This is a genomic window from Microbacterium sp. NPDC097977 (assembly GCF_040302605.1).
Lineage (GTDB): Bacteria > Actinomycetota > Actinomycetes > Actinomycetales > Microbacteriaceae > Microbacterium.
This window is the reverse complement of sequence record NZ_JBEOUR010000083.1, coordinates 1-12,826: the sequence shown is the minus strand read 5'-3', so window position 1 is coordinate 12,826 and position 12,826 is coordinate 1. Positions and strand designations below refer to the sequence as shown.

General features: G+C 67.4%; 11 protein-coding genes. 5 read left to right on the top strand and 6 right to left on the bottom strand.

The annotated features are described in order from the left end of the window. The 4 genes from ABTZ43_RS14985 to ABTZ43_RS14970 form a co-directional block, all read right to left on the bottom strand. The coding region (locus ABTZ43_RS14985; protein WP_350539386.1) for an ABC transporter permease at positions 1-744 on the bottom strand (744 nt) is incomplete at its 3' end. Positions 745-840: 96 nt separating this feature from the next. After that, complete coding sequence (locus tag ABTZ43_RS14980) at positions 841-2,508, bottom strand: ABC transporter substrate-binding protein (protein ID WP_350539385.1); 1,668 nt, start codon at positions 2,506-2,508, stop codon at positions 841-843. Between the two features lie 84 nt (positions 2,509-2,592). Then, entirely contained in the window at positions 2,593-3,576 is a 984-nt protein-coding gene (locus ABTZ43_RS14975) for a LacI family DNA-binding transcriptional regulator (RefSeq protein WP_350539384.1), read from the bottom strand. 118 nt (positions 3,577-3,694) lie between these two features. Continuing rightward, on the bottom strand, positions 3,695-4,720 hold the full coding sequence (locus tag ABTZ43_RS14970; protein WP_350539383.1) for a LacI family DNA-binding transcriptional regulator: 1,026 nt from the start codon (positions 4,718-4,720) through the stop codon (positions 3,695-3,697). Between the two features lie 195 nt (positions 4,721-4,915). On the opposite strand from ABTZ43_RS14970, the gene ABTZ43_RS14965 reads away from it, so the two are divergent. The 5 genes from ABTZ43_RS14965 (at position 4,916) to ABTZ43_RS14945 (ending at position 9,872) form a co-directional block, all read left to right on the top strand. Further along, positions 4,916-6,298, top strand: a complete 1,383-nt coding sequence (locus ABTZ43_RS14965; RefSeq protein WP_350539382.1) for an ABC transporter substrate-binding protein — start codon at positions 4,916-4,918, stop codon at positions 6,296-6,298. Next, positions 6,298-7,236, top strand: coding sequence for a carbohydrate ABC transporter permease (locus ABTZ43_RS14960; protein WP_350539381.1), 939 nt, complete (start codon positions 6,298-6,300; stop codon positions 7,234-7,236). The genes ABTZ43_RS14965 and ABTZ43_RS14960 overlap by 1 nt, the downstream gene beginning before the upstream one ends. A 7-nt stretch (positions 7,237-7,243) precedes the next feature. Further along, entirely contained in the window at positions 7,244-8,077 is an 834-nt protein-coding gene (locus tag ABTZ43_RS14955) for a carbohydrate ABC transporter permease (protein ID WP_350539380.1), read from the top strand. Positions 8,078-8,113: 36 nt separating this feature from the next. Beyond that, on the top strand, positions 8,114-9,625 hold the full coding sequence (locus ABTZ43_RS14950; protein ID WP_350539379.1) for a glycoside hydrolase family 32 protein: 1,512 nt from the start codon (positions 8,114-8,116) through the stop codon (positions 9,623-9,625). A 76-nt stretch (positions 9,626-9,701) separates the two neighbouring features. Next, positions 9,702-9,872 carry a hypothetical protein gene (locus tag ABTZ43_RS14945; protein WP_350539378.1) on the top strand — a complete coding sequence of 57 codons (171 nt, stop codon included), beginning with the start codon at positions 9,702-9,704 and terminating at the stop codon, positions 9,870-9,872. Here the strand turns inward: ABTZ43_RS14945 and ABTZ43_RS14940 are convergent. Next, positions 9,832-11,490, bottom strand: a complete 1,659-nt coding sequence (locus tag ABTZ43_RS14940) for an amidohydrolase (RefSeq protein ID WP_350539377.1) — start codon at positions 11,488-11,490, stop codon at positions 9,832-9,834. The two genes, ABTZ43_RS14945 and ABTZ43_RS14940, sit on opposite strands and share 41 nt — an antisense overlap. Next, positions 11,487-12,826, bottom strand: a 1,340-nt coding sequence (locus tag ABTZ43_RS14935; RefSeq protein ID WP_350539376.1) for an APC family permease, incomplete at its 5' end; no start/stop codon positions are given. The genes ABTZ43_RS14935 and ABTZ43_RS14940, both read right to left, overlap by 4 nt.

Sequence of the window (12,826 nt, the reverse complement as noted above, 5' to 3'; positions counted from 1 at the left end):
GGGCAGCATGGCGTTGCGGGCCGCGTAGCGGTACATGATCCGCCGCTCGGTCAGGCCCTTCGCGCGCGCCATCGTGATGTAGTCCTCGGCGGCGGTGCCGATCATGGTGTTGCGCATGCCCAGCATCCATCCGCCGATCGAGACCGCCACGATCGTGCCGGCGGGGAGGACGAGGTGCAGCAGCAGGTCGCCGATGAACTCCCCGCTGAACGAGGGGACGGTGCCCAGCGTGAACGCCTGGCCGATCGGGAACCACTTGAGGGTCACGGCGAACAGGTACAGCGCGATCATCGCGATGAAGAAGTAGGGGAACGACCCGGTGAACACCAGCAGCGGCGGGAAGATGGTGTCCAGCGCACCGCCGCGCCGCCAGGCCGCCCAGATGCCCAGCAGGTTGCCGAGGACGAACGAGATCACCAGCGCCGTGCCGCCGAGAAGGATCGTGTACCCGAGCTGCGCGCCGATCACCTGCACGACGGGCGTCGGGAACTGCGAGATCGAGAGGCCGAGGTTGCCGGTGAAGACATCGCCGATGTACTGGATGTACTGCTGCCACACCGGACGGTCGTCGAGACCGAAGAGGTGCCGGAACTGGGCGACCTGATCGTCGGTCAGGTTCTGCATCTGACCGAGCATGCGGCCGACGGGGTCGCCAGGCATCAGGCGCGGGAGCAGGAAGTTGATCGTGAGGGATGCCCAGAACGCGATCAGGTAGTAGCCGAGTCTGCGGAGAACGAAAGCCATCAGATGCCTCTCAACGTGGTCGCCGCTGGTCGCGGGCGGGGAACGGATGGAGAAGGGGTGTCGGTGGCGGCGCGGAGGCGCCGCCACCGGCAGCCCTCACTCGCGCGGGCGGATGTTCGCCAGCACCATCACGGTGCTCGAGACGCTGGCCGACAGCGTCGCGTACGGGTCGTCCTCGCTCGGCCAGCCCACGAAGTTGGTGCTGTTGTAGGCACCCCACTCCGGGCCGGGGAACAGCGGGATGGTGGGCGCGGACTCCGAGTAGACGGCCTGCAGCTCGTCCATGACGGCCGCCTGCTCCTCGTCGCTGGTGGCCGCGGCGAACTGATCGAGCAGCTGGTCCGCCTCTTCACTGCAGAAGCGCTGGAAGTTCTGGGTCGCCTCCTCGCCCACGGGCTTCACCGTGCGGCACGACATCGCGCTGCGGTAGTACTCGAACGGCGTGACGCCCGCGCCGCTCCAGGCGATGTTGCCCTGGAACGTACCGCCGAACAGCGCCTGGTTGATCTGCGACCAGTCCTGCACCTTCAGCGGCGCGCTGATGCCGAGCTCGGTCATGTTGTCGGAGATCACCTGGGCGACCGCGATCCAGTCGGTCGAGGCGGACCCGACGCCGATGCTGAACTCCAGCGGTGCTCCGTCGGGAGTGACGCGCATGCCGTCGGCCCCGCGCTCGTAGCCCGACGAGTCGAGCAGCGCGTTCGCGGCATCCACGTCGTAGGTGGTCCAGTCGCACTGCGAGACGAGTGCCTCGTCGCGCCACGTGTCGTACGCGTCGCTCAGTCCGGTGCAGTCGGAGGGGTGGGTGTAGCCGTTCATCCCCTTGGCGACGACGGCCTCGCGGTCGATGCCCATGCTGATCGCCTTGCGGAGGTTCACGTCGTCGTAGGGCCCCTGCGCGGTGTTGAGCGTCAGGGCGATGGTGGAGCCGACGGCCGGGAACCAGTAGCCGCGGTGCTCGGGATCGACATCCACGTAAGTCTTCTGGATGTCCTGGATGAAGCCGAGACCGAAATCGATGTCGCCGTTGATCGCGGCGATGTTCGCGGCGTCGTTTCCGCCGTACGCGATCACTCGGATGCCGGTGTAGTCGGCCTTGTCCTTCTGCCAGTAGTGCGGGTTGCGGAGCAGGTCGAAGGACTGCGCCGAGAAGTTGGCGACCTCGGTGAACGGGCCCGAGGCGACGGGGTCGGAGTTCTGGAACTTCGCAGGGTCGTCGACGTCCTTCCAGATGTGCTCCGGCACGATCAGCTGAACACCCAGCTCATACAGGCCGGGCGTGTAGGGACGGTTGAACGCGAAGGCGACCGTCGTGTCATCGGGCGTGGCGACCGACTCGACGTACTCGTAGGTCGATTCGCCGAGCACCTCGCGGGCGAGGTCGAAGGAGTACGCCACGTCCTCCGACGTCAGCTCCTCGCCGTCGGACCAGGTGAGGTCGTCGTTGAGCGTGAAGGTGAGCGTGAGTCCGTCGTCGCTCCACTCGTACCCCGAGGCGAGCCAGGGCACGATCTCGCCCTTGGGGAGGTTCGTCACCATCATCGACTCGTAGACGGCGTTCTTCGACATCGCGACCGCGGTCGGCGAGAAGGGGTTGAAGTTCTGCACGAACGACGCGTTGCCGATAGCGGCGACGCGGAGCATGTCGGACTTCGCACCGGACTGGGCCGGAGCGCAGCCCGACAGTGCCATGGCGGCCGCGCCGACCACGGCGGTGGCGCCAACTAACGCGCGCCAGAAACGGCGCGAACGAGAATCAGTCATGATTTCCTTTCATCTTTGAACAGGACTGTTCGGGTGTCGAGACGGATGCCCGCATCGTGCGGGAACCCTGCGGGTCAGATCGGGTCAGGTCGGAATCGAGACCGAATTCCGCGCGATGGGCGGGCAGCCCACCATCACGTGGGACGGCGGCTCGCCGTCGGCGGCGTTCATGAGGAGCTCCGCGCCCCGCTCCCCCATCTCGCGGAAGGGCAGGGCGACGGAAGAGAGGCCGGGTCGCAAGGATCCGGCGATGATCTCCTGGTTGTCGAAGCCGACGATCGAGATGTCTTCGGGGATGCGGAGACCGAGCTCCCTCGCGGCCTCGTACGCGCCCATCGCGATACGGTCGTTGGCGCAGAACAGTCCGTCGATGTCGCGATCGCGCAGCAGCTCGATCGCGACCCGGTAGCCGTCTTCGGCTTCGGGTCCGGACCGGACCATGAGCGCGGGGTCGATGGCGATCCCCGCATCGGCCATGGCGCGGCGGTAGCCGGCCTCGCGGCCTTCGGCGGCCACGAGATCGCCCGGCAGATTGATGAACGCCACCCGGCGACGCCCTGCCTCGAGCAGCATCGACGTCGCGGAGTACCCGCCGTTCTCTTCGTCGGGCAGGACCGTCGAATAGCGTCCGAGCGGATCGAAGCAGTGGACGAGCACGACAGGAACCCCGTCGAGGGAGGCAGGGAGGTCGATGGGCCGGTTCCAGGTGGTGGCGACGATGATGCCGCCGACGCGGTGCTCGAGCATCATCTCGATCGACCGGGCATCGGGACGCTCGATGTGCGCCGCACCGGCGATGATGAGCGACTTGCCGTGGCGCCAGAACCAGTCCTGCGCTCCGGCGATCAGATCGCCGCCGAAGGGCGTCGACACGATGTCGGTCACGAGACCGAACAGGTCGGTGCGCTGTCCGGCGAGCGCCCTGGCGCCGGCGTTCGGGCGGTACCCGAGTTCGGCGGCCCGCTCCCGCACACGGTCGCGAGTCTCGGCGGAGACCTGGTTCTCGTCGTTGAACGCGAAGGACACCGCCGAGCGGGAGAGACCGAGATCTCTGGCTACGTCACTCATGGTGACCGGTCGCTTCGTCATCATTGACTTTCTGTCGCGCGTTAGTACGGGGTGAGACACCAAACTAACGCGCGACAGAAGATGTGTCAAGCGTTCCATCCGCAGCTCGGCAATCCCGTCAGCCCAGGCGGCGTATCGACGATCGCGTGATGACCGGCATGGGGATCAGCACCGCCCCCAGGGGGATCTCGCCGAGCAGCATCTCGACGGCAGTGCGCCCCATCACGTCATAGGGGAGCCGCGCGGTCGTCAGGCCCGGTCGTTGGAAGCTCGCCAGCTCTTCGTCGTCGAAAGACGCGACGGAGATGTCGTCCGGCACCTTCAGCCCGCGCTCCGCGATCGCCTGGTACGTGCCGAACGCCACGCCGTCGTTGCCGGCCAGGATCGCCGTGAGATCGGGATGGGCATCGAGCATCTGCAGGGTGCGGGTGTAGCCGACATCGGGGTTCCAGTCCGGGACGTCGACGACGAACGGCTGAACGCCCGCCTCGGCGAAGGCGGCGTGGATGCCGTCGAACCGCGGCCCGATGGTGACCGAGTGCCGTGGCGACGAGACCGCGAGGGGATTGTTGCCGATCACACCGATGCGGCGGTGCCCGGCGTCGGTGAGCAGGTGCGCCATCGCGTGACCGGCGGTGCGCTCGTCCGGCAGCACCGAGGGGTGCCCGGTCGTCGACGTGCCGTTCACGATCACGACCGGCACGTCGCGCGGCGTCTGCGGAACCTCGATCATGCGCGCCCCGAGGAGCCCGATCAGGATGCCGTCGACGCGGCGGTCGATCATCGCCTGGATCTCGTCGGAGATCGTCGCGTCATCGCCCTCGGTCTCGGCGATGAGAATGGTGTAGCCGTGCTCCTTGGCCGCAGAGAGCAGTCCGCGGATCATCTCGGAGGCATAGCGGGTCACGGTGATCTGATCGGAGATGAAACCGAGCGTCCTCGTCTTTCCGAGTCGCAGGCTCTGAGCGGCGGGATTGGGCCGGTACCCGAGCTCCTCGGCGGCGGCGCGGACCCGTCGCGCCGCGTCGACGGAGAGGCGCGAGCCCGGTCGATCGTTCAGGATCATGCTGACCGCGGTCTTCGACATACCGGAGAGTGCGGCGACATCGGCGAGCGTCGGCCTGCGATCGACGTTGTTCGGCACCGGCATCCTCCTGTCGTGACATCTCCAGCTTAGGCAGTGGCGGCTCTGCCACGGAACCACTGGTGGTGAATTGATTCAGCAATTCGTTGCGGGTTCGAATCCAGGGTGCTAACCTCGGCGATGCTGAATCAATTCAGCACCTCCGCTCGCCTACTGCATCGCGCCTGCGGAGTCACGAAAACAGGAGAGAACATCGTGGTTGATCTCACTCGCAGGGCTCTGTTCGGTGCCATCGGATTGGGCATCGTCGGCACCGTGGTCTCGTGGCCTCGGCTCACCGGAGCCGACATCCCCGGGCGCGGAAAAGACGTCCTGACGGTCGCTCTCTTCGGCACTGCGCAGGATGCCGTGGCCCGCCAGGCGCTGGTCGACGGCTTCCAGCGCGCACACCCCGGGATCGAGGTGCGCATCGTCGCCATCCAGGGACAGGACTGGAGCGAGTACTTCGCGAAGATCCTCACGATGATCGCGGCGGGCACGCCTCCGGATGTCGTCACGGTGGCGACGGAGGGCGCGCAGCTCTTCGCCTCGCGCCTCGCGCATCCGCTCGACGACTTCGTGCGCCGCGACGCGTCGCAGATGCAGGAGTACTTCGACGACGTGAACCCGGCGCTCATCGAGGCGTTCATGTACCAGGGCAGCCTGTTCCAGATGCCCGACAACTTCAATGCGGCGAACGTCTTCTACAGCACCCAGGCGATGGAGCGCGCAGGCCTCGAGCGCCCCGCCGACAACTGGACGCTGGATGAGTTCTTCGCGACCGCCCGGGCGATGAAGAAGAGCGCGCCGGGGCAGTTCCTGCCGTACTTCTGGAACAACCGACTCTGGGGCGGCGTCGTGCCGTGGCTCTACGTCAACAACACCAGCTTCCTCCGCGAGGAGAAGGCCGGTGGAGGCGACTGGTTCTGGAACCGCTTCTATCCCGACCAGCCGGCCCGCAGCGGAGGATACGTGTGGCAGCAGGCGGATGCGCTGAACGAGAGCGTCGAGGAGAGCTTCTCCGTGCTGCAGAGCATGGTCTCGGAGGGTCTTGCGGCGAACCCCGCACAGGGCGGCGGGAACGAGCTGGTCTCCCTGTTCTCCACCGGCGCGGTCGGGATGACCCCCGCGGGCGGATTCTGGGTGAGCGGCCTCGAAGAGGCGGGCGTCGCGAACGATGCCTACGACGTGACGTACTTCCCCCGGATGGCGGGGCAGCGCCATCAGTTCGGCGCCGGCGGCTACGCGATCATGGAGACCTCGCCGCGCAAGGACGAGGCCTGGGAATGGCTCAAGTACTGCGTCTCGGTCGAGGGCATGAAGATCGCCCACCCGAAGCCCGACTCGTCACTCCCCCGCCGCTCGCTCAACGCCGAACTGTACGGCGCCGGGGTGGGGCCCGCCCACTGGGACGTCTTCTACGACACCCTCGACAAGTTCCCCGACACCGGCCCGATGCCGGCGCCTCCCCAGCAGGCCGCCGTCGAGTCGGCGCTGCTGAAGAACGTGGTGTCGACGATCACGAACGGCCCGTCCGGCGTCCGCCGCGGGCTGGAGACGATGCAGCGAGATCTCGAGATCGCGCTGGGAGGACGATGATGCCCGAGAGCAGCACGCGAACCCTGACCGTGCCGCCGGGAACGCGCGGCGAGACCGGCACCGTCGCCCGCTCGGGGCGGTCCATCATCTGGGTCTTCCTGGCCCCCACCGTGATCGGCCTCGGGCTGTTCAACCTCGTCCCGATCATCGGATCGTTCGTCCTGGCCTTCTTCCGGTGGGACATCATCTCGGATCCGGTGTTCGTCGGCGTCGACAACTTCGTCGACCTGGCGATGAACCCGACGGTGCGCGTGTCCTTCCTGAACACCATCGGCTTCGTGATCGTGGCGGTCATCCTGCAGCTGACGGTCGCGCTGGTGCTCGCCATCCTCGTGCAGTCGAAGATGCCGACATGGTTGCGCACCTTCTTCCGGTCGTCGCTGTTCTTCCCGCTGATCCTGTCGGCGGCATCCGTCTCCCTGATCATGGCGTACCTGTTCAATCAGGAGTTCGGGCTCGTGAACCAGACGCTCAACCTGATCGGCATCGCCGACGTCGGGTGGCTGACGACCGGCTTCGGAGCGAAGGTCGTGGTACTGCTGGTCTACGTGTGGCAGAACTTCGGCTTCACGTTCCTGCTCTTCATCGGGGGCCTCGCCGCGATCCCGAGCGAGGTCTACGAGGCATCCTCCCTCGACGGCGCCGCCGGATGGACGCAGTTCCGCATGATCACGCTGCCCCTGGTGAGCCCGACCCTGCTGGTCGCATCGGTCATGGCCATCATCAACGCGCTGCAGATCTTCGATCAGCCGTGGGTGCTCACGAGAGGCGGGCCCGGTGATGAGACCCGAACCGCAGTCATGGTGATCTACGAGTCCGCCTTCCGGGAGCTCGACTTCGGGGGCGCCTCCGCGATCGGAATCGTGCTGACCCTCCTCATCATGCTCGTCACGGCCATCCAGTTCCGGCTGAGCCGCCGATTCGTCTTCTACGGGTGAGGCCATCATGACCACCACAATCATCACGAAGCGCTCGTGGGCCCACAGCCTGGGCACGGGCGGCAAGTTCGCCATCCTCGGGGTGGCGGCCTTCCTCACTCTCGGACCCGTCGTCTGGACGCTCGTCACGGCACTGTCGCCCACAGACAGCGTCACGCAAGAGGTCACGGTGGGCTTCGGAGCGTTCGCCGACGTCTTCACCAAGATCCCGCTCTGGCTGTACGCCTGGAACAGCGCGCTCGTGGTGATGCTCGTCGCCGCCGGGCAGATGCTCTCTGCGGCGATGGCGGGCTACGTCTTCGCCAAGTTCGAGTTCCGCAGCAAGAAGATCCTCTTCGCCCTGATCCTCGCGACCATGATGGTTCCACTGCAGGTCACGATCGTGCCCGTGTTCATGCTGGTGCGGGGAATGGGGCTCGCCGACACCCTCCTGGCGCTCATCGTGCCCGCCCTGCCCACCGCATTCGGCACGTTCCTGATGCGGCAGTACTTCATGGGGATCCCGACGGAGCTGGGCGAGGCCGCGCAGCTCGACGGCGCGGGTCCCTGGCGCACGTTCTTCGGCGTGTACCTGCCGCTGGCGACGCCGGCCCTCGCGATCGTCGGCATCCTCGCCTTCAACTATCACTGGAACGAGTTCTTCCGACCGCTCATCATGACCATCAGCGATCAGAACTTCACGTTGCCGCTCGGGCTCGTGACTCTGCAGGGCAATCTCGGTACCGGAAGCATCTCGACGGTGCTCGCCGGAGTGATCCTCTCGATGATCCCTGCGCTGCTGGTGTTCTTCTTCGGGCAGAAGCCGCTGCGCGAAGGACTCACGGCGGGCGTCGGCAAGTGACGTACGCCCCCATCAAGTAGAAAGACGACCTCCCCGGTGACCCCCACTGACCTTCCCCCGGTCCGCACCACGAGCCCGCGAGCGCACTTCTCTCCGCGCAGCAACTGGATGAACGATCCCAACGGTCTCGTCTTCCACGACGGCCGCTACCACCTGTACTTCCAGTGCAACCCGCAGGGCGTCGCGCACGCGAACCTCAGCTGGGGCCATGCGACGAGCACCGACCTCGCGCGGTGGACAGAGCACGATCCGGCGATCCTCTGGGACGACGAGGCGCAGATCTTCTCAGGCTCCGTCGTGGTCGACCACGGCAACACCTCAGGATTCGGCACGGCTGAGCGACCGCCGCTGGTGGCTCTGTACACGGCTGCGGCACCGGGGCATCAGGCTCAGGCGCTCGCATACAGCACCGACGGCGGGTATGTCTGGACGAAGTACCGGGGCAACCCCGTGCTCGACCGCGGCACGAGCGACTTCCGCGACCCGAAGGTGTTCCGCTACGACGACGGCGGGGACGGATACTGGGTGATGGTCGCGGTCGAGGCGCAGGACCGCCAGGTGCTGTTCCATCGGTCCGACGACCTCAAGACCTGGACCTTCCTCTCGTCGTACGGTCCGGCCGGACCGGTCGGCGGCGTCTGGGAATGCCCGGACATGTTCCCGCTCGCCGTCGACGGCGATGAGGACGACGTGCGCTGGGTGCTGCTGATCAGCCTGAACCCCGGAGGCATCGCCGGGGGCTCCGGCACGCACTACGTCGTCGGCGACTTCGACGGCACGGTCTTCCACCCCAGCGCGCCCCACCCGGCTCCCGAGCCCGAGATGTTCGCGGACGGGAGCCAGTCCCGCGAAGAACTCGAAGCGTTCGGATGGATCGACTTCGGGCCGGACTGCTATGCCGGCGTCACGTTCGACGGTCTCGGTCGACACGACCGCACCCTGATCGCCTGGATGGACAACTGGGAGTACGCCGGTCGCATCCCCGCCGAGGACGCCGACGAGAATCGCAGCGCGATGACGCTTCCCCGCAGGCTTTCGCTCACCCGCGACCAGAACGGGATCGAGCGGCTGCGGCAGGAGCCGGCGGTCGAGGTCGACCCCGCCGAGAACGTCGAGCTGGGCCGCCTGACCGGCGGCGTCGTGCTCGCCGACGGACTGACCGGGGCCGCGCGGATCCGCTTCGCCGCGGCGTTCGGCGATGCGCAGAGCGTCGAGCTGCGCATCGAGTCGTCGTCACGCGATGAGATGGTCGTGATCCGTCAGGACCGTGCGAGCGGACGCCTCGAGCTCGATCGCCCCGGCGCGGGGATGCCCCCGGGTTTCGCCAGGACCCCGTCGATGCTCCTCGATCAGCCCGCCGCGATCGGATGGGATGTGTGGATCGATGCGCTCAACGAGCGGGTCTCCTCTGTCGAACTGTTCGCGCAGGACGGCGAGAGGGTGCTCACCGCACTGATCCCCGCCGCATCGCACCGCACCTACTCCGTCAATGCCGTCGGCGGAGCGCTGAGCGGGGCGCGAGCCGCCGTGGTGGACATCCGAGGCTGACCCACACGCGAACCGCCGACGGCTCGCGCATCCCGTCGAACTCGGGCGTCTCCCCCGTCGACACGCCTCCGCCTTCGTGACATCGCTGATGCTCTCGGGGCCGTTCCTCGGCGACGAGCGCGACCATCTCTGCACGCTCTACGGCATCCTGCCGATCTCCCGACGGGTGGTCGTCGTCGGCGTGCTCGTCATCGTCATCGGCACGATCACCGCCGTCCGCCTCTACTCGACCCGCGAACTCCGCTGACGCCGGCGTCGACCACGACACGACCGTCGACGATCGTCAACAGCACCGCGGCCTCGCCCAGGCTCTCGGGATCGACCGTCCGAGGATCGCGGTCGAGCACCGTGATGTCGGCGACGGCGCCCGCCCGCAGAACACCGCCGGTGCGACCGATGGTGCGATAGGGCTCCACGGTCAACCCACGCAGCGCATCCATCGCATCGAGCGCCTGGTCCGGGCCGATAGGCGGCGCGGTCGGGTCGTCGTGCGGGCGCCGCAGTTGTGCATCCGCGAGGATGCCCACGGCGTCGCTCGGCGCGACGGGCCAGTCAGAGCCGAGCGCGAGCGGAATCCCGGCGCTGACGAGATCGCGGGTACGGAATCCGCGGCCCGCGCGGGCATGGCCCAGACGTCGCGACCAGTTGTCGCTCTCATCCGCTCGGGTGAAGAGCGTGCAGTGGGTCGGCTGCATGCTCGCGGTCGCCTTCGACGACATGAAGACGGCGAGTGCGGCATCCGTCATCGTTTCGATGTGCTCGATACGGTGCGTCGCCGCGTGCTCCGTCAGACCGTCGATCGCGCGCACCACGAAGTCGATCCCGGCGTCACCGATCGCGTGCGTCGTGGTGGGGATGCCACGCCGGTCGAGCTCGGTGAGGGCGTTGCGGTACTGGTCGGGGTCGAGCCACAGCGAGGTGGTGGACTCTCCGAGACAGTCCGGTTCATGCAGCCAGGCCGTGCCATTGTCGATGGTGCCGTCGATCATGAGCTTGACCCCCTCGACCACCCAGTGCCGACCGTGAGCGCCCTGCAGTGCGGCCAGCCGGACCACCTCTTCGATCGGGGTCCCCGGTACGTACCAGGGCGACATGCGCAACCGGATCGGAAGGTCGCGCGTCTCTTCGATCGCCGTCAGCAGCGGGATCGCATCGGGCGCGAGGTCCTGCACCTGTCCGGAGGTGAATCCACCCCTGGCCATGTTCAGGAGCACCTCGTAGAGGGCGTCGACGCGGTGCTCGAAGCTCAGCGGGGGGAGCACTCTCTCCACGAGGTCGATGGCCTGAAGCTCCAGGAGGTAGCCCGTGGGGCGGCCCTGCTCGTCGGTCACGACGCGGGAGCCGTCGGTGAACTCCTCGCGACCGGTGACGCCGCCGAGCGCGAGTGCCGCATCGGACGCGAGCGCGGCATGGGCGTCGAAGAAGCGGATGCGGGCGGGCCGCTCGCCCGCCACGGAATTCAGGACCGCGTGGGAGACGGCCTCTTCGCCGAACACGTTCGGGTCGAGCCCCCAGCCGAGCAGCCAGTCCTCGGGGGACAGTCCGGCGACCTCGGCTCGGAGCGCCGACTCCACGTCGGCTAGTGTGCGGCATCGGCTGAGATCCGCACCACGGGTGAGCTCGATGCCGAAAACCGGATGGATGTGGCTGTCTACGAAACCCGGGAGGATCACCGCACCGGGAAGGTCGACCACCCGGGTCGTCTCGTCGATGCGGGCCTGCAGCGCGGTCCTGTTCCCGATCGCCACCACCTCTCCTGCGACGATGGCCACTCCCTCGGCCCCGTCGGAGGTTGCCGGGTCGGAGTCCATCGTGACCACCGTGCCCGCGAAGACCACCAGGTCCGCGATGCCGTCGCGCGTCATCGGGCTTCTCCGTTCTCGACGCGGGCCGTCTCCGGATCGGCACCGCCGATCCGCGCGAACACCTCGGGTCGGCGGGCGCGGAGTACGAGTGCGTAGGCGGCGCCGAGCAGCAGCACAACGGGGACGACGGCGAGGATGATCGCGTTGATCGCGGGACCCGCCGACGTCAGGTAGTCGATGGTGATCACCAGGACGACGAGCAGCACGGCCATCGCGACCAGCGAGACGATGGCAGCCGGCAGCACGTACCACCGGCGCGCCAGGTGCCTGTTGCGCATGATGAAGATCAGCACGGCGATCGAGGCGAGAAGCTGCAGCGTGATGATGCCGTAGACGCCGGGCGAGTTCACGAGGATGACGAGCTGCGTGAGCGGGTCGAGGCCGGCGGTGCCGAACGCGATGACGACGATGACGGCCACGACGCTCTGGATCACGCCGGCGATCCACGGCGCCCCCATGCGGTTGGTCCTGGTGAAGGCCGCCGGGAGGATCCCGTCGCGCGCCAACGCGAAGCTGTAGCGGTTGATCGCGTTGTGGAAGGCGAGCTGGCCGGCGAAGATGCTCGTCACGATGAGCACGAACATCACCGATACGCCCCAGTCCCCCACATACGCTCCCATGGCGGTGAAGAAGAAGGCCGCGGGGTCCTGAGCGATCACCCCTTGCACCTCGCCGTCACCGAAGGCCTGGATCACGAGCCACAGGGTGACCGTGTAGAACACCGCCAGGAATGCCACCGCGATGTACGTCGCGCGCGGGATCGAACGATCGGGGTCGCGGGTCTCACTGCGGTACAGGACGGTCGACTCGAACCCCATGAACGCGGCGAATCCGAATCCGAGGATGGCGAACATGCTCGGCGTGAAGATGTTCTCGGGCGCGAACGTCCCGAACTCGAGCTGCCCGGCGCGCTGGGTGAGGATCGACGAGGCGAGCACCACGAGCAGGATGGTCTCGAGGACCAGGAGCACTCCCAGCACCTTCGCCCCCACATCGACACCGGCGACGGCCAGCGCGAAGACGAGCACCGCGCCGATCACCGCGAGGAGCCACCACGGCACGTCGATGCCGAAGACGGTGGCGAACATGCCCTGCGCCATGACCCCGAACAGGCCCCAGAGGCCGATCTGCAGAAGGTTGTAGGAGATCCAGGCCAGGAAGCCGGCCGCGAGTCCGACCATGCGGCCGAGGCCGACCGCGATGTAGGTGTAGAAGCCGCCCATCGCGGTGAGGTTGCGCGCCATGAAGAGGAACCCGACGGCGAACACGGCGAGGACGATGCCCGCGACGGCGTAGACGATCGGAGCCGAGACGCCGCCGATCAGGACAGCCAGGG

Bases quoted from the DNA above. Each gene is read 5' to 3' on its own strand.
- ABTZ43_RS14955 (WP_350539380.1), top strand. From the start codon at position 7,244: ATGACCACCACAATCATCACGAAGCGCTCGTGGGCCCACAGCCTGGGC.
- ABTZ43_RS14960 (WP_350539381.1), top strand. From the start codon at position 6,298: ATGCCCGAGAGCAGCACGCGAACCCTGACCGTGCCGCCGGGAACGCGC.
- ABTZ43_RS14940 (WP_350539377.1), bottom strand. From the start codon at position 11,490: ATGACGCGCGACGGCATCGCGGACCTGGTGGTCTTCGCGGGCACGGTG.
- ABTZ43_RS14975 (WP_350539384.1), bottom strand. From the start codon at position 3,576: ATGAGTGACGTAGCCAGAGATCTCGGTCTCTCCCGCTCGGCGGTGTCC.
- ABTZ43_RS14980 (WP_350539385.1), bottom strand. From the start codon at position 2,508: ATGACTGATTCTCGTTCGCGCCGTTTCTGGCGCGCGTTAGTTGGCGCC.